At 47.4% G+C, this 17,713-nt stretch carries 15 protein-coding genes; 11 read left to right on the top strand and 4 right to left on the bottom strand.

What is annotated here, in order from left to right; genetic code table 11:
* Nucleotides 1–123: 123 nt before the first annotated feature.
* On the bottom strand, nucleotides 124–738 hold the full coding sequence (locus AAA946_RS16775) for a fumarylacetoacetate hydrolase family protein (RefSeq protein WP_338165945.1): 615 nt from the start codon (nucleotides 736–738) through the stop codon (nucleotides 124–126).
* A 235-nt stretch (nucleotides 739–973) separates the two neighbouring features.
* Between AAA946_RS16775 and hutC the strand changes: the two genes are divergently transcribed.
* From hutC to AAA946_RS16740, 7 genes are all read left to right on the top strand, one after another.
* A complete protein-coding gene (gene hutC, locus AAA946_RS16770) occupies nucleotides 974–1,684 on the top strand; it encodes a histidine utilization repressor (RefSeq protein WP_338165944.1) in 711 nt (236 codons plus the stop codon).
* Between the two features lie 234 nt (nucleotides 1,685–1,918).
* Nucleotides 1,919–3,151, top strand: coding sequence for an imidazolonepropionase (gene hutI, locus AAA946_RS16765; protein ID WP_338165943.1), 1,233 nt, complete (start codon nucleotides 1,919–1,921; stop codon nucleotides 3,149–3,151).
* Nucleotides 3,141–4,151: a formimidoylglutamase gene (hutG, locus tag AAA946_RS16760; protein ID WP_338165942.1), complete on the top strand. Its 1,011-nt coding sequence runs from the start codon at nucleotides 3,141–3,143 to the stop codon at nucleotides 4,149–4,151. The genes hutI and hutG overlap by 11 nt, the downstream gene beginning before the upstream one ends.
* A gap of 87 nt (nucleotides 4,152–4,238) precedes the next feature.
* A complete protein-coding gene (gene hutU / locus AAA946_RS16755; protein WP_338165941.1) occupies nucleotides 4,239–5,960 on the top strand; it encodes a urocanate hydratase in 1,722 nt (573 codons plus the stop codon).
* A gap of 10 nt (nucleotides 5,961–5,970) precedes the next feature.
* Entirely contained in the window at nucleotides 5,971–7,503 is a 1,533-nt protein-coding gene (hutH, locus tag AAA946_RS16750) for a histidine ammonia-lyase (protein ID WP_338165940.1), read from the top strand.
* A 308-nt stretch (nucleotides 7,504–7,811) separates the two neighbouring features.
* A complete protein-coding gene (gene gbpA / locus AAA946_RS16745) occupies nucleotides 7,812–9,263 on the top strand; it encodes an N-acetylglucosamine-binding protein GbpA (protein WP_338165939.1) in 1,452 nt (483 codons plus the stop codon).
* Between the two features lie 161 nt (nucleotides 9,264–9,424).
* Complete coding sequence (locus AAA946_RS16740) at nucleotides 9,425–10,255, top strand: hypothetical protein (protein WP_338165938.1); 831 nt, start codon at nucleotides 9,425–9,427, stop codon at nucleotides 10,253–10,255.
* 87 nt (nucleotides 10,256–10,342) lie between these two features.
* On the opposite strand, the gene AAA946_RS16735 is transcribed toward AAA946_RS16740, so the two are convergent.
* Complete coding sequence (locus AAA946_RS16735; protein ID WP_338165937.1) at nucleotides 10,343–11,953, bottom strand: NAD(P)/FAD-dependent oxidoreductase; 1,611 nt, start codon at nucleotides 11,951–11,953, stop codon at nucleotides 10,343–10,345.
* 210 nt (nucleotides 11,954–12,163) lie between these two features.
* On the opposite strand from AAA946_RS16735, the gene fdxA reads away from it, so the two are divergent.
* Entirely contained in the window at nucleotides 12,164–12,487 is a 324-nt protein-coding gene (fdxA, locus tag AAA946_RS16730; protein ID WP_338165936.1) for a ferredoxin FdxA, read from the top strand.
* A gap of 84 nt (nucleotides 12,488–12,571) precedes the next feature.
* Here the strand turns inward: fdxA and AAA946_RS16725 are convergent, their stop codons facing one another.
* Nucleotides 12,572–13,306 carry an RNA methyltransferase gene (locus tag AAA946_RS16725; RefSeq protein ID WP_338165935.1) on the bottom strand — a complete coding sequence of 245 codons (735 nt, stop codon included), beginning with the start codon at nucleotides 13,304–13,306 and terminating at the stop codon, nucleotides 12,572–12,574.
* Nucleotides 13,307–13,774: 468 nt separating this feature from the next.
* On the opposite strand from AAA946_RS16725, the gene codB reads away from it, so the two are divergent.
* The 3 genes from codB to AAA946_RS16710 all read left to right on the top strand — a co-directional run bounded on the left by codB (nucleotide 13,775) and on the right by AAA946_RS16710 (nucleotide 16,830).
* Nucleotides 13,775–15,019 (top strand): cytosine permease, encoded by a 1,245-nt coding sequence (gene codB / locus AAA946_RS16720; RefSeq protein WP_338165934.1) that lies wholly within the window; start codon nucleotides 13,775–13,777, stop codon nucleotides 15,017–15,019.
* A 19-nt stretch (nucleotides 15,020–15,038) separates the two neighbouring features.
* On the top strand, nucleotides 15,039–16,316 hold the full coding sequence (locus AAA946_RS16715) for a cytosine deaminase (RefSeq protein ID WP_338165933.1): 1,278 nt from the start codon (nucleotides 15,039–15,041) through the stop codon (nucleotides 16,314–16,316).
* A 304-nt stretch (nucleotides 16,317–16,620) separates the two neighbouring features.
* The gene (locus tag AAA946_RS16710; RefSeq protein ID WP_042501735.1) at nucleotides 16,621–16,830 is read left to right on the top strand and encodes a cold-shock protein; all 210 of its coding nucleotides are present in this window, start codon (nucleotides 16,621–16,623) and stop codon (nucleotides 16,828–16,830) included.
* Between the two features lie 90 nt (nucleotides 16,831–16,920).
* Here AAA946_RS16710 and AAA946_RS16705 read toward each other — a convergent pair whose 3' ends face one another.
* On the bottom strand, nucleotides 16,921–17,637 hold the full coding sequence (locus tag AAA946_RS16705; RefSeq protein WP_338165932.1) for a hypothetical protein: 717 nt from the start codon (nucleotides 17,635–17,637) through the stop codon (nucleotides 16,921–16,923).
* Nucleotides 17,638–17,713 lie beyond the last annotated feature (76 nt).

Here is a 17,713-nt window from a genome sequence, read left to right as displayed (position 1 = left end):
GATGCCGAGGATGAATTTTTTGACAAATTGCGATTTTGGATTCTATAAAACCGCCTTTATACAGGGGAGATAGTAACCATACACTATCCCCACTCAATACAATGTTGAATACTGGCGAGACTCCTAGATAGCGACCCACTCTACTTCGATGATTGCCTTATCTTGGTGTTTAATACGGCCGAGGAATCGGTCGCCAGCAACGATTTCACCCACACCTTGTGGTGTACCCGTCATGACAATATCGCCATCTTCAAGGTGAGTATAGGAGTTCAGCTCTGATAAGATCACATCTGGCTTATAGAGCATCTGTTTGGGTGAGCCTAGCTGCATTCGCATGCTGTTAATAAAGAGCTCCACTTCCAAATCATCAATATTCATTCCTGCAAGAGGAACAAAACGACTGAACTTAGCCGAATGATCAAAGGCTTTCGCACGCTCCCATGGTAGCCCTTTTCCTTTAAGCACCGATTGCAAGCCGCGTTTGGTCAGATCGAGTCCAAAGCCTACTGCATACAATTGCTTGTCACGCACAACGAAGCAAATCTCCGCTTCATAGTGCAACGGCTCATCAAGAAAGGAATACAGTTCGGTCGCAATGCTCGAGTTCGGTTTGTTGAACACCACCATGTTCTCAGGGACTTCATTTCCTAGCTCATGAATGTGCTCAACATAGTTTCGGCCAACGCATAGAATTTTCGATGGATAAAACGTTTCATCACCAACTACAACCGATTTCATTATTCTTCCTTGCTCAATTCCTTTGTAAACGAACGGGTCATTTTACCCCAACTTAAGTGACAGACTGATGATTTAGCTGACAAAATATCAAACTTGAGGTCAAGATCTGCTTTTACTTAGAGGCAAGCTCAAGACGAGCCAACCCGCAAATTTAATCATAATCGACGTGATACCTTGCATTTTCATGCAAATTCAATGACCATTTGTATATTCAAATAAATGGATTTAGCGATTAATGTCCCAAGAGCCGCTCTACATTCAAATCAAACAGTATATCGAAGACCGAATAGACCAAGGTGTTTGGGCGGTAGGTGAACGAATTTCTACAGAAATGGAGCTTACTGCGCAGTTTGCCGTGAGCCGAATGACGGTCAATAAAGCCATTCGCGATCTTGTTGGCGAAGGCAAACTGGAACGCCGCCCGCGACTTGGCACCTTTGTGACCCGCCCGGTCGAAAAGGCTCAGTCGCCACTGCTTGATACTCGGAATATCGCTCAAGAAGTGGCTTCTCGCGGTAAACATTACTCTAGTGAGGTCGTTCGCCACGAAGCGATCAAAGCAGATCAACACATTGCTACTAAGCTCGGCGTAATGTTAGGAAGCGCTGTTTACTACAGTGAAATTCTGCATAAGGAAAACGACGTCCCAATCCAATTAGAATGTCGCTGGGTCAATGCCAAATATGCCCCCAATTATCATCAGCAAGATTTTACTCAAATCACGCCCAACGAATATTTAACGGCTAACTGCCCGATGACGGCGGTTGAACATACCGTAGAAGCCATTACCTGCAATGAACAAACCGGCCGCTTATTGGACATGAATCCCAACGAACCATGCCTACTGCTGCATCGTCGAACTTGGAGTGAGGATAAACTCATCAGTTCCGCGCTTCTTTATCACCCTGGAAGCCGATATCAACTCAGTTCAAAAGTTGAACTCTAGTCCGCTAAAGTTAGCAACTCTACCTTTCCTAACTTTAGGTTGGTGATTGCGCATTTAGTCACCAACCCATTGACCGGTCTCAAACCAATTCGTCTTTCACAAACGTACCACTCATCTAGGCCTAGTTGTTACCCCCTCTCTGGTCTACTTTGATCACATTTCAACCACTCTGACTTGATCAATTGTATATATTCAACTATTTATTTGTATATACAATAATAACAGACCGATGCTATGAACCTGATCCTCTGCAATGCACGCCTGGTAACTATGGAGCCGGGCCCAACTGGTTATCTGCCCTCTGAGCCTTGTACACTGGTCATCCGGGGCGGTTACATTAAAGCGATCCTCAAAGACCGCGATGCCCTTGAGGCCCTGCACCGCGATATCACCGAAGACGTTCCGGTGTTGGACTGCAAAGGTAAAATCGTCACTCCGGGACTGATTGATCCACACACCCATTTGATCTTCGCAGGTAGCCGCTCTCAAGAATTTGAACATCGTTTAAACGGTGTGTCTTATGAAGCAATTGCCCAAAGCGGCGGTGGCATTAACAGTACCGTCAAAGCAACTCGCGATGCATCAGTAGAACAATTGGTCGAGCTTGCCTTACCGAGACTAGATAGCTTGCTGCGAAGCGGCTGCACCACAATAGAAGTGAAATCAGGATACGGACTAACACTCGATGACGAAGTGAAGATGCTGTTAGCGGCAAAAGCGCTTGAGAACCATCGCCGAGTAAATATTACGACTACCCTGCTCGCCGCTCACACCGTTCCACTCGAATATCACGGCCGCGCCGATGACTTCATTGATTATGTCACCGACACCATTATCCCCCACGTGGCGAAGCACCAGCTCGCGGACGCAGTTGATGTTTTTTGTGAATCCGTCGGCTTTACGCTCGAGCAAACTGAGCGTGTTTTCGAGGCGGCACAGCAATACGGTCTCGCCATTAAAGGACACACCGAGCAGCTGAGCAACCTAGGCGGCAGTGCACTCGCCGCCAAGTTCAATGCGCTTTCTGTGGATCATATTGAATATTTGGATGACGCTGGCGTGGAAGCCTTGGCCAGCAGTGGTACGGTGGCAACCTTGTTACCTGGTGCGTTTTATTTTCTGAGAGAAACACAGCAGCCACCAATACAAAACCTCAGAGCGGCTCAAGTACCAATGGCTATAGGTAGTGATTTAAACCCCGGAACCTCCCCATTTGCCAATCTTCAGTTAATGATGAATATGGCTTGTACCCTATTCCGTCTAACACCAGAAGAGAGCCTGCGCGGTGTGACCTGTCATGCGGCACAAGCCATCGGACAAGCCCAACAACTTGGTCAAATCAAACTAGGTTATCGAGCCGACCTCGCGATTTGGAACATTGCTCATCCGAGTGAGCTCAGTTATCAATTTGGCATGGCAGGACTTAGTAAGCGTATCGTCGCTGGGAGTGTAGAAGATGTCGTCTAACCATCAGAACCTCTTTAACTGGACAGGACGTGACGATCTCGAAGACGGCGATAAGCGTAATCGAGTTCACCATGTGATGCAGCATACCTCAGACAGCCAAAGTCCCTGCGTCCAACTGATGGGGTTTTGTACTGACCAAGGGGTGAAGCAAAATAAGGGACGTATCGGCGCGAAGCAAGGTCCAGACGCCATTCGTACAGCCTTGGCGAATTTAGCCTGGCACCAAGGTAGCCCTCTCGTGGATATTGGTAATGTAGCCGGTGACTGCGAACCATTGGAGTACTATCAAAAAGAGGCCTCTGACAAGATCGCGCGCCATCTTGGTAATGGAACTGTCGTGGTTTTAGGGGGTGGTCATGAGATTGCATGGTCGTCTTTCAAAGGATTGTCCGACTACTTATCAGCTTGTGGTGATACACCAAATATCGGCATTATAAACTTCGATGCTCATTTCGATCTCAGAGAATATTGCTCTCAAGCAGCCAAGACGTCAGCAGACATCGAACTCAAGCCAAGCTCTGGGACACCCTTTTCTCAAATTGCAGATTACTGCCAAACTCAAGGGCAAGACTTCCACTACTTTTGCTTAGGCGTCAGCGAGACAGGTAATACCCAAGCCTTGTTCGACAAAGCTGACGCACTACGCGTGCAATACATTACAGATACAGAGCTTTTCGATACACCACTCCACGACACCATTGCCAGACTACAACGCTTTATTGCCAAGGTCGATACCGTCTATCTGACCATTGACCTCGATGTTTTTAACGCAAGTTTGGCGCCCGGCGTCAGTGCGCCTGCCGCATTTGGCATGACGTTAGAGCAGTTTATCCCACTGCTCAATACCATTATTTCGAGTCACAAGCTAAGGCTTGCCGACATCGCTGAGTACAACCCGAATTACGACATTGATAACCGAACCGCCAAGCTCGCAGCAAGAGTGTGTTGGCAGATATTGGTTGCCATGTCCAAACAGCAACACAAACACCATAAAGAATAACGTAAACACCCTCTGCCAACCCTAACAACAAGGGCTCGACCAGCAATCCAAGAACCCAAGTACGGCAGAGTTCAAAAGGAAAGGACAATGACTGATAAACAAGCTTCGCGCTCAAATACTTCGCGCCTAGACACTTCTCGCTCAATTAAAGCGCCACGCGGTAGCGAGCTGAATACGAAATCATGGCTCACTGAAGCACCACTTCGTATGCTGATGAATAACCTCGATGATGAAGTGGCTGAGCACCCACAATCGCTTGTGGTCTATGGGGGCATTGGACGAGCAGCTAGAGACTGGGCTTGCTACGACAAAATTGTCGAAGTACTTAAACGTCTAGAGGACGACCAGACACTCCTAGTACAATCCGGAAAACCAGTGGGTGTGTTCCCCACTCACAAAGATGCACCGCGCGTTCTCATTGCGAACTCTAACCTTGTGCCTCACTGGGCGAACTGGGAGCACTTTAATGAGCTCGATAAACAAGGGCTGATGATGTACGGTCAAATGACGGCGGGGTCATGGATTTACATAGGTTCACAGGGCATCGTTCAAGGCACATACGAGACGTTTGTTGCTATCGCTAAACAGCACTTCAACGGCGACGCTGCAAATAAATGGATCCTAACTGGCGGTTTAGGCGGTATGGGAGGCGCACAGCCTCTTGCGGCAACTATGGCTGGTTTTTCAATGATTGCCGTTGAATGTGATGAATCACGCATCGACTATCGCCTAAATACTCGTTACGTGGATACCAAAGCGCATTCTCTCGATGAAGCGCTGTCCATCATCAAAAACAGCGACAAACCAATTTCTGTTGGCCTGCTTGGCAATGCCGCCGATGTGTATGCTGAGCTTGTCGAAAGAGACATCACGCCCGACGTGGTGACCGATCAAACCTCGGCGCACGATCCTCTCAATGGTTATCTGCCACAAGGCTGGGCCATGGACTTTGCGAAACAGCAACGCGAAAGCAGTCCAGAAACGGTCGTCAAAGCCGCGAAAGCCTCAATGGCGGTGCAAGTTCAGGCTATTTTGGATATGCAGGAAAAAGGCGCAGTGGCAACGGACTATGGCAATAACATTCGCCAAATGGCATTAGAAGAAGGCGTAGAAAACGCGTTCGACTTCCCTGGTTTTGTTCCCGCTTATATTCGACCTTTGTTCTGCGAGGGCGTGGGGCCTTTCCGCTGGGCGGCGCTATCTGGCGACCCAGAAGACATCTACAAAACCGATCAAAAAGTAAAAGAGTTAATCCCAGACAACCCGCACCTTCACAACTGGCTCGATATGGCGCGCGAGCGCATTCAATTCCAAGGACTACCGGCGCGTATTTGCTGGGTTGGTCTCAAAGATCGTGAACGTTTAGGCCAAGCCTTTAATGAAATGGTCAAAAATGGAGAGCTGAAAGCGCCGGTTGTCATTGGGCGTGATCACCTAGACTCTGGCTCTGTTGCCAGTCCCAACCGTGAAACCGAAGGCATGATGGATGGCTCAGATGCCGTCTCAGATTGGCCACTCCTTAATGCTCTGCTTAACACTTCTGGTGGAGCAACTTGGGTGTCGCTGCACCACGGTGGAGGTGTTGGAATGGGCTTTTCACAACACAGTGGCATGGTAATTTGTTGTGACGGTAGTGATGATGCCGCGCGCCGTATTGGTCGTGTACTGCACAATGACCCAGCAACTGGTGTGATGCGCCATGCGGATGCGGGCTATGACATTGCAAAGCAGTGCGCTCGTGAGCAAGGACTCGATCTACCCATGTTAGATGCCGATGCGTCAAAACACCAAGACAGCAGCCATGGATAAGGAGCACAAGATGTTGAAGTTAGAGCTACTCCCAGGGCAACTCACGCTATCTCAATTACGCCAAATTAGCCGCTCACCGGTGCATTTATCGCTCAGCCCGTTAGCGCAGGATGATATTGAAGCCAGCACGCGAATTGTGGAACAAGTGATTGCAGAGGATCGCACCGTTTATGGCATTAATACCGGTTTCGGCCTACTGGCAAATACTCGTATTGAACCTGACGATCTGGAAGTCTTGCAGAAAAGTATTGTTCTGTCGCATGCGGCCGGTATTGGTAAGTTAATGAGTGATGAGACCGTTCGGCTGATGATGGTATTGAAGATCAACAGCTTGGCTCGTGGTTTCTCTGGTATTCGTCTTAAAGTGATCAATGCATTGATTGAACTCGTTAACTCACAAGTCTATCCATGTGTACCACAAAAAGGCTCAGTGGGCGCGTCTGGCGATCTCGCACCTTTAGCTCACATGAGCACAATATTGCTTGGCGAAGGCGAAGCTCGTCATAACGGCAAGATCATCAGCGGCCTAGAGGCGCTGCAAATTGCCGGTCTCGAGCCGATTACGCTCGCGCCTAAAGAGGGGCTTGCGCTATTAAATGGTACTCAAGCGTCTACAGCATTCGCCCTCGAAGGTCTGTTTTTGGCCGAAGATCTGTTTGCTTCTGCGACACTATGTGGTGCGATGTCGGTGGAAGCTGCGCTAGGAAGTCGCCGTCCATTCGATCCGCGTATCCATCGCGTTCGTGGTCACCGTTCACAAATGGATGCAGCGCGCGCCTATCGTCATCTACTTGGCAATAGCAGTGCGATTGGTGACTCGCACCAAGGGTGTGAGAAGGTTCAAGATCCTTATTCACTTCGCTGCCAACCACAGGTGATGGGCGCTTGCTTGCAGCAAATCCGCAACGCCGCAGACAGCCTTCAGGTGGAAGCTAACTCAGTGTCAGACAACCCACTAGTGTTTGCCGATGATGGCGACATTATCTCTGGTGGTAACTTCCATGCCGAGCCCGTCGCCATGGCCGCCGATGGCTTAGCTCTCGCCATTGCTGAAATTGGCAGCTTGTCAGAGCGACGCATGGCACTGCTGATCGACAGTGCATTGAGCAAATTACCTCCATTTTTGGTCGACAACGGCGGCGTCAACTCCGGCTTTATGATTGCACAAGTCACCTCAGCCGCGCTGGCAAGCGAAAACAAAACCTTAGCGCATCCCGCTTCTGTTGACAGCTTGCCAACATCTGCGAACCAAGAGGATCATGTTTCCATGGCGACGTTTGCCGCCAGAAGGCTCAAAGACATGGCCGAGAATACGCGCGGCATCCTTGCGGTTGAGTACCTCGCAGCAGCACAAGGACTAGACTTTAGAGCGCCGCTAGCCTCAGCTCCGCTAGTAGAGCAAGGTAAGCAAATCTTACGAGAGGTGGTGCCGTTTTATGATAAAGACCGCTATTTTGCTCCCGATATTGCCAAAGCTAACGAGATCATAAAACTGTCGCTTCACAATGCCCTGATGCCAGGTGACTTACTACCAAGTCTCTAAATAGATCTTCACACCACTAAATTCACTTGCCTAAATAACCTGTTTATTTTGGGTAAGTGAATTTCTCACCTAATGATAAAATCAACATTAAATACAGCATTAATTCGAAATGTTAGAATATTCATCCAGAATATGTCATTTAACTGCAAATTACACTAATTTGTAGAAGTGCCTTCCAGAAACAATTCAACCCATTCGCTGAGCTTATTTTTCATCACTAAATTATACCTACACTTGCCGGAAGCAAGTGCTCTACTAAACATGCACTGACTCAACGTGCAATTAAAATTTGAAGAGAAGGTATTGGTATGAGACACACAAAAGTCTTAATTTCGTTGGCGGCCGTTGGATTGGTTGCCAGCCCACTTGTTCATAGCCATGGCTATGTTTCTGCGGTCGAAAACGGCATCGCGGCTAGTCGTGCCGCACTTTGTAAATATCCAAATGCGAATGGTGAGAAAAACATTAACTGTGGCTCGGTGCAATGGGAACCCCAAAGTGTTGAGGGACCAGAAGGCTTTCCACTTCTCGGCCCATCCGATGGTCAAATCGCCAGTGCTGGTCTGGTACAGTTTTCACAGCTTAATGAGCAAACCTCAGATCGCTGGGTAAAAACGCCAATTCAAGCAGGCTTACAAAATTTCGAGTGGACGTTCACCGCAAACCATGTGACGCGTAATTGGAAGTACTACATCACCAAGCCAACCTGGAATCCAAACCAAGCACTCAGCCGAGATTCGTTTGATCTCAACCCGTTCTGTGTGGTCGATGGCAACATGCAGAAACCACCAAAACTGACGACTCACCAATGTAATGTCCCTGAACGTGAAGGCTACCAAGTGATCCTAGCTTATTGGGATGTGGGTGATACCGCAGCGGCGTTTTATAACGTGATCGATGTGCAGTTTGAAGGCAACGCGCCAGGTATTCCTGGCTGGACGCAAGCAGGTACAATCAACCCAACCATGGATCTGAAAGTGGGTGATTCGGTTTATACCCGTGTGTTTGATGCCAACGGTGAACTGCCAAACCTATCCACCAGCATTACCATTAGTTCTAACGAACAAGGCGCTGCAACCCAATGGTCGCACGCATTGGCAAGCGCTATTAACTCAAGCAAGACTGATATCAAAGCTGGTCAAGCAGATAGCAGCGGCAACATCGCTCCAGTATTTGGCACTAACACTATCTACGTGGCTGATAATAGCGGATTGGATCGCGTTGAAATTGGTTATGACATCGTAACGACGCCTCCAGCATCAGGTGCTGAGGTAACAGGACTAGAAACGCAATACGTTATTGGCACCGCGCCAACTGAACTTGCCCTTACTGTCACGGCAGTCGGACGAGTAGACGTTTCGATGAGTGTCTACAACCACGACCAAGAAACACTCGCTGGCAGTGAGCTTGCCTTAAACGACGGTGATAGCAAAAATGTTGTCCTAGCGCTTTCTAAATCTGAACCTGGTCATCACATGCTGGTTACCCGTGTGCGTGATGAAAAAGGCAACCTGCTTGATCAAACGACGCAAGATTTTATGCTCGTCGACCAAACTGCACCAACTGACTACGACTATGTGTTCCCTACGGGCCTAGAAAGCTACACAGAAGGCACCAAAGTATTGGCAAGCGACGGCGCTATCTACCAATGTAAGCCGTTCCCACACTCTGGTTACTGCAAACAGTGGTCTCCCACAGCCACTCAATTCGAGCCAGGTACCGGCAGTCACTGGGATTCAGCTTGGAATAAACTTAACTAATAATTTCTAGCGCTAAGGCTCCAACTCATTTGGAGCCTTTTTATTTGAGCGTTTACCGTTACAACCAAGATACAACCTAAACATTTTCATAACCTTCTGATATATTGAGCTTGTTCAATTCATAGAAATGATGTCAGCTAATCAATAGTAAGGTGATAGAAATGGATATTCGTCATCTGGTCGCCCTAGGCGGCCTCGTGTGTGCAGTAACCTCCCCAGCTATAGCGGGCCAATTTCATATGGCTGGTGGCGCATTTTTTTCCCAGGCAGATACCTCTATCGGTGTTACCAATCCGCAAACAGACATTAACTTTGACTTAGATTTTGAGTCGGATTTAAGCCTTAAAGAGCGCTCGACCTTACCTTATCTTTTGGTCGGCTACGACTTTAACGATCGTCACGGCATTTTTTTAGATTGGCGCAGCCTACACCGCAAAGCGAGCAATGTCGCAGTTACCAAACCTTTCCAGATACCTGATTCAAACAAGGAAGTGCAAGTTGGAGCGCGAATAGATTCAACTCTCAATATCGATATACTTCGCTTTGGCTACAACTATAAGTTTTATGATGGCGAAAATTGGGATTGGAAAGCCTCTATTGGTCTTCACCTCATGAATTTCAATGTCGGTTTTGGCGGCGAGCTTGGCTACCGTGTAGATCAAGATGACCCAACCCTCATTCCAGTCAAAGATGAAGAATTTACCGATCTCACTGCGCCACTGCCCAATATTGGTTTAATCACTGACTATCGGATTACTGACAGTTGGCACTTATTAGGACATGCGCAAGTTTTTGCCCTTAGCATCGAGGATATATCAGGTCTACTGCTCGACTTGGGTGCTGGCATCGAATATAAGTTCACCGAAGATTTTGGCTTAGCGGCTACTTACAGCTATTACGAGATCAATGTTGACTACGGCCGTGAATTTGCCGATCTTGATGCCAAATTTAAGTTTTATGGCCCAATGGCAACGCTGACCTACGCTTTTTAGTCTCAAGTCATTAGATACAAAAAAGCCCATCAAAGTGATCTGATGGGCTTTTTAGTGCCTTAACGAGGCTTAAGCTTCAACAAGCAGCTATGCGAGATCTTCTACCATCGCAATCGCTAGTGCTTCCGCAACTTTAATGCCATCGATACCCGCAGAAAGAATACCACCTGCGTAACCCGCACCTTCACCCGCTGGGTAGAAGCCTTTCAGGTTTACACTTTGATAATCTTTACCACGCTTGATACAAACCGGTGAAGATGTACGGGTTTCAACGCCCGTCAATAGACCGTCTGCACCTGCAAATCCTTTGATTTTCTTATCAAATGCTGGAATCGCTTCACGAATCGCCTCCACAGCGAAGTCAGGTAGAGCTTTTGACAAGTCTGTCAGCTTGATGCCTGGTGTGAATGACGGTTCAACATCACCCAATGCACTTGGATCGTTACCTTTTAGGAAGTCGCCAATCTTTTGTGCAGGCGCATCGTAGTTTTCACCACCTAGCACGTAAGCGTTGCTTTCTAGCTCACGCTGAAAACGAATACCCGCAAGCGGATCGCCAGGGTAATCTTGGTCTGGAGAGATACCCACCACAATCGCACTGTTAGCATTGCGCTCTGCACGAGAATACTGGCTCATACCATTGGTCACTACGCGACCTTCTTCCGAAGTCGCGGCTACGACAGTACCGCCTGGACACATACAGAAACTGTAGACCGTACGACCATTTTTGCAGTGATGGACCAGCTTGTAATCCGCTGCACCCAAGATTGGGTTACCCGCGTTTGGACCAAAGCGCGCTTCGTCAATTACTGATTGTTTGTGCTCAACACGGAAACCTACCGAGAATGGCTTCGCTTCCATGTAAACACCGCGCTCGTGCAGCATTTCAAACGTATCACGAGCACTGTGGCCAACGGCAAGCACCACGTAACGTGTCTTGATCTCTTCACCATTAGACAGTGTCAAACCTGTGATTTGGTCGTTGTCCATGTGGATGTCATCAACACGCGTGCTAAAGCGGATCTCACCGCCCAGCTCAATGATTTTCGCGCGCATCTTTTCAATCATGGTCACCAGTTTAAAGGTACCGATATGCGGCTTACTCACATACAGAATTTCTTCTGGTGCACCGGCAGCAACGAATTCTTCAATAACTTTACGGCCATAGTGCTTTGGATCTTTAACTTGGCTATACAGCTTACCATCAGAGAAAGTACCTGCACCGCCCTCGCCAAACTGTACATTAGACTCAGTATTTAGCGTGCGCTTGCGCCAAAAGCCAAAAGTATCTTTGGTACGTTCGCGAACTTCTTTGCCACGTTCAACAATAATTGGTTTGAAGCCCATTTGCGCCAAAATGAGGCCAGCAAACAAACCACAAGGACCAAAACCAATCACCACAGGGCGCTCTTCTTGGTTCACTGGCGCTTTTGCCACAAACTTGTACTCCATATCTGGAGTTACTTTTACATGTGGGTCATCCGTAAACTTCTCGAGTAGAGCGGCTTCATTTTTTACCTCTACATCAAGCGTGTAGATAAGTAAGATACGTGCTTTCTTTCGGGCATCGTAGCCACGCTTAAACACGTTAAAAGAGATAACTTGGTCTGCAGAAACGCCAAGTTTTTTCAAAATGGCTTGGGAAATTTCCCCTTCCTCATGGTCTAGAGGAAGTTTGATTTCGGTTAAACGTATCATGGAAGGTTCTCGCGTCGTTGGTGTCTTAGCTCATAAGCCTTGGCTTACTTGCTCACAATGGCGCGCATTTTACGTTAACTTGATTTGTCTGTCATACTTAATTGAATTTCACAGGCGACAGTCTGCTCAAGTCTCCGCAAGATGTTGAATTTTGCGTCGGGATCAGTATTATCGCCCCTCCACAAATTTGGCTAATAAGAGTTCACCACCATGGCATTTGTCGTCACCGATAACTGTATTCAATGTAAATATACCGACTGTGTAGCGGTATGCCCTGCTGACGCCTTCCACGAAGGTCCAAATTTTATGGTGATCAACCCAATCGAATGTATTGACTGTGGGTTGTGTGTACCTGAATGCGATGCTCAAGCCATTTTCCAAGAAGATGAACTTGCCGATGACCAACAGGTATTTGTAGAACTGAATGCCGAACTATCTGAATTTTGGCCGGTACAAACGGAAGTGAAGCCCGCGATGGATGACGCTGAAAAGTGGAACGGTGTGCCGAACAAACTGGGTATGCTTGAGAAGTAATCGCGATTAACGATCATAAAAAAGGCGTCACTCATTGCATGAGTGACGCCTTTTTTTTGAATCTGTTTTAGCTTTGCGCACCAATCAACTGTGCTGACGACGATAGTTATCCATTATGATCCCCGTCGCCATCGCAACGTTCAGCGATTCTGCACCACCAAACGCCGGAATAGTGATCTTATCAGTGACGTATTGCTCTGCTTCAGCACGCACGCCATGAGACTCACTTCCCATCAACAAGATGCCTTGTTGAGAAAAATGGGTCGTGTGAACACTTTCCCCTTCCAAAAATGCGCCATAAACGGGAATACTCGCTTCATTGAGATAGCGAGGCAAGTCAAGCAACGTCACCTGAACACGACCAAAACTGCCCATGGTGGCACGAATGGTTTTTGGGTTATATGGATCTGCACAATCTGTGCTCGCCACGATATGTTTGATGCCATACCAGTCAGCAATACGGATAATCGTACCTAAATTGCCTGGATCGGAGACACCATCAAGGGCGATCATCATGCCCTTCGCTTCAGGAGCCTGAGTCTCGGGGATTTCAACAACGGCGACAGCCGCATTGTTACTGACCAGCGAACTCGCTTTGGTAAGTTCATCTAATGACGCCTCAACACATTCGTAGTTTTGAAGCTCTGATGCGTGCTTATCTAAAAATTCTTGTGTGGCAAACACCTGTTTAACCTTCAACGACGTCGCGACAAGTTCAAGCACGTTTTTTTCACCTTCAACCAAAAATAGGCCGTGCGCTTTGCGCTGTTTCTTCTGCCCAAGGGCTCTAAGCAGTTTTAGTTGGTTTTTTGAAATCATTGTCTTACCTCAGATGAAAGCGCGCGCATTATATACTTAATTGCCAAGCCGATGCGAGCATTGCCGAAAAGCTGGACTAGCAAAACCAAATCGCTTTGCACCATTTCTACACGCTTGATGACAAACGAACCTTTGACTCCATCACTGGAAGGTCAACCTCAAAAACAAAAACTTATGTTTTTGACGCCATATCGTAGTTTTTCCATCAAACATAGAAAAAAGCCAAACATATTTTCCGTAGCAAACGTTTTCCCAGTGAAAGTAGAAATCTTTAAAAAAATAATGTTTAGCCCATCACCTATTAACATTGTGATTAATAAGGACTAATAAAACTCTTTCAAAAAACAGCACTATTTTTGAAGAATTCAGCGCTTGACTCTGTGATTCACATCACCATAATACGCGCCGTTTGCCTGAAATACGGGTAAACGTACGAAAAAACAGATTTATTGAATGGTGAGGTATCAGATGTCTGCGGATAACAACTACAGTTTAGGGCCAGTTCCGGCAACAGCCAGGAAGGGAGTCGCTTCATTAACCATGGTAATGCTTGGTTTGACTTTCTTCTCCGCAAGTATGTGGACCGGCGGCTCCCTCGGTACTGGACTTGCTTTCAATGATTTCTTCCTCGCTGTTCTCATCGGTAACCTCATCCTCGGTATTTACACTTCTTTCCTCGGTTACATCGGCGCTTCTACTGGTCTCTCTACTCACCTTCTTGCTCGTTTCTCTTTCGGTTCTAAAGGCTCTTGGCTTCCTTCTGTACTCCTTGGTGGCACTCAAGTTGGTTGGTTTGGTGTTGGCGTGGCCATGTTCGCTATCCCAGTACAAAAAGCGACGGGGATTGATACCAACATTCTAATTTTGGTAAGCGGCCTCCTAATGACGGCGACGGTTTACTTTGGTATTTCGGCCTTGATGGTATTGTCGGCTGTCGCGGTTCCAGCTATCGCACTATTGGGTGGTTACTCAGTACTGACGGCGGTAGATAGCGCAGGCGGTGTTGCTGAGCTGCAAAAAATCCAACCCACTGAGCCTTTAGATTTCTCTGTTGCTCTTGCAATGGTAGTAGGTTCGTTTGTGAGTGCAGGTACGCTTACCGCTGACTTCGTTCGCTTCGGTAAGAAGCCAATGGGCGCGGTATTCATCACCATGGTGGCGTTCTTTATTGGTAACTCGCTAATGTTCATCTTTGGTGCGGCCGGCGCATCGGTAACGGGTCAATCGGATATCTCTGAAGTAATGATCGCTCAAGGTCTCTTACTTCCAGCTATCATCGTACTGGGTCTGAACATCTGGACCACCAACGACAACGCGCTGTATGCCTCTGGCCTTGGTTTCTCAAACGTGACCGGATTGCCAAGTAAGTACCTGTCGATGGCGAACGGTGTGGTCGGTACTTTGTGTGCTCTTTGGCTATACAACAACTTCGTTGGTTGGCTAACGTTCCTATCTCTGGCAATTCCACCAATTGGTGGCGTGATCATCGCGGACTTCCTGAGCAACCGTAAGCGTTACACAAATTTTGAAACAGCAAAATTCCAAACGGTAAACTGGGCAGGTATCATTGCCGTGGCTCTAGGCGTCGCTGCTGGTAACTTCTTACCAGGCGTTGTGCCATTAAATGCCGTACTGGGTGGCGCTTTAAGCTATCTTGTACTTAACCGTCTTCTTAATGCAAAAACCGCTCAGCTAGAAAACGCTGACGCTTAATTACTAGGAATTTGATGCCATGTCATCTTTGCTTATTCAGAACACAACCATCAATGGTCAACAGGGCCAGTTCGACATTCTTATCGAAGAAGGTGTGTTCAAAGCGATTGAAACAGCCGGAACCACATCGTTCTCTGCTGACCGTGTGATTGACGCAACAGGCCAAATGGCAACTGCGCCATTTTGTGAGCCACACATCCACCTCGACACGACGCAAACGGCGGGCGAACCGAGCTGGAACATTTCTGGTACGCTGTTTGAAGGCATCGAGCGCTGGGCTGAGCGCAAAGCCATGCTTTCTATTGAAGATGTGAAAAGCCGTGCTAAGCAAACCTTAAAATGGCAAATTGCCAACGGCGTTCAACATGTGCGTACCCACGTCGACGTGTCTGATCCAACACTGACCGCGCTGAAAGCGATGGTTGAAGTGCGTGAAGAGATGAAACAATGGGTCGACATCCAAATCGTAGCGTTCCCGCAAGAAGGCATTTTGTCTTACCCAAATGGCAAAGAGCTACTTGAAGAAGCGGTAAAACTCGGTGCAGACGTGATTGGCGCCATCCCACACTTCGAGTTTACTCGCGAGTACGGTGTGGAATCTCTGCATTACGTGTTTGAATTGGCGCGTAAATACGACTGCCTGATTGATGTTCACTGTGACGAAATCGACGACGAACAATCTCGCTTTGTAGAAACACTTGCGGCGTTAGCACACAAATTCGAAATGGGCGACCGCGTGACGGCAAGTCACACGACGGCAATGGGTTCATACAATGGCGCTTACGCGTCGCGCCTATTTAGACTGCTCAAAATGTCAGGCATTAGCTTCGTAGCAAACCCGCTAGTGAACATTCACCTGCAAGGCCGCTTCGATGACTATCCAAAACGTCGCGGTGTAACACGCGTCAAAGAAATGTTGGCGGCAAACATCAATGTCTGTTTCGGTCATGATGATGTGTTTGACCCATGGTACCCACTGGGCACAGCGAATATGCTGCAAGTTCTGCACATGGGACTGCACGTTTGCCAAGTAATGGGTTACGACCAAATCAACCAATCATTGGATATGATTAGCCATAACTCAGCCAAAGCGCTAAATATTCAGGACAATTATGGATTAGAGGTCGGCAAACCTGGCAGCTTGCTACTGTTGCCTGCTGAGAATGGCTTTGATGCTGTTCGCCGTCAGGTTCCCGTTGGCCACTCTATCCGTAAAGGCGAAGTGATAGCTCACACCAAACCCGCTGAAACATCGATTCACCTCGGGAGTGAAGAAAACATCACATTCCGACGTTAATTGTCCGCTCATGCGAGGCTAGCCCCAAAAAAAAAGAGCAAGCGACGAAATCGCTTGCTCTTTTTTTCACGATTTAACAAGAAATTCATTTAAACCATCTATAGGTGTGGTACACTGCCCCTGCTCTGGTGTTCAGAGTTATTTAAAGTAAGAGTAAAAAGAGTACGAGAAGTATTGTCAGATGTTTCCCTTGCGGGTATTTGTCATTCGTTTTTCCCATTTACAGCTTGATTAAATAAACAGAACCACAAAGCGAGACCGCCGTAAGGCAAAAATTTTTAATCTGAAAAGTAAGGGACATAACATGTCTAACACAAATACTGGCACTGTAAAATGGTTTAACGAAGAGAAAGGCTACGGCTTCATCGCACAAGAGAACGGTCCAGACGTATTCGTTCACTTCCGTGCTATCTCTGGCGAAGGTTTCAAAACTCTAAAAGAAGGCCAAGCGGTTTCTTTTGGTGTTGAGCAAGGCCAAAAAGGCCCACAAGCTGTTAACGTTATCCCAGCTTAATAACGTAGCTTCGTAAGAATGCCAAAGGCCTCGAGAAATCGAGGCCTTTTTCTTTTCTGTTTATCTAACAACTCTCATGATTCCCACTCATCAAAAGTCGAGATAAAATCCCAACTCGACATTACTGCTGTCTTCAATCGGCCTACCAGGACGAACACGATATTGACCCTTGGTGTACTTCACGTACGGTTGGACATAGGGTAAATTTGCTGTCGCTGAAATGTCGTAACTACTGCGCGTGCTATTTTCGAACCCATGCTGTGATGTCAACACATCAACATGGTAACTGACACCAATATCCAGCAGAGGATGTACACTGTAGCTCGCACCTAAGGTATTTTTCCACTCCTGGCGATGATTGGCATAATCTATAGGCTCCGGCAGCTCAACGGCTTTACTGGTGTCTCGCCACTGGTAATAGGTATCCCAATAAACGAATAGCGAAGGCGAAACCGAGTAACCATACATTAAGCCGACATCGTAAATGTCGATGGTGTCATCAAACCCATACTGGCTATAGACGTTGAAGTAATGGCTCCCCACCAACCAGTCGTAACTCGCACCGAACTGTAAATAGCGGTCAGTATCGACTTCTGCACTTAGAGTGACGTTGTCACTCACTGCCACGTCAATGCCAAAAACACCAATGATCTCATCTTGATACTTTGTCGCTTGAACATTGAAATCTACGATATCTGTTTGCGTTTCATTGGCAAAAGTAAAAGGTGCAATTGTCGATGAAGAGAGTAAAGCAAGTGTGAGCAATCCGTGGCGTGACGTCTTCCATGATAAATAGACGTGTCGCATGTCATGGTTCTCTATGGCAATTTGAGGGAAGGACGAAAATTTCTGAACACAAGGGCGTTTCCGAAAGTCACACTAT

The organism is Vibrio sp. 10N (assembly GCF_036245475.1).
Lineage (GTDB): Bacteria > Pseudomonadota > Gammaproteobacteria > Enterobacterales > Vibrionaceae > Vibrio.
The sequence above is the reverse complement of the archived record's forward strand: the minus strand, read 5'-3'. Positions and strand labels throughout refer to the sequence as shown.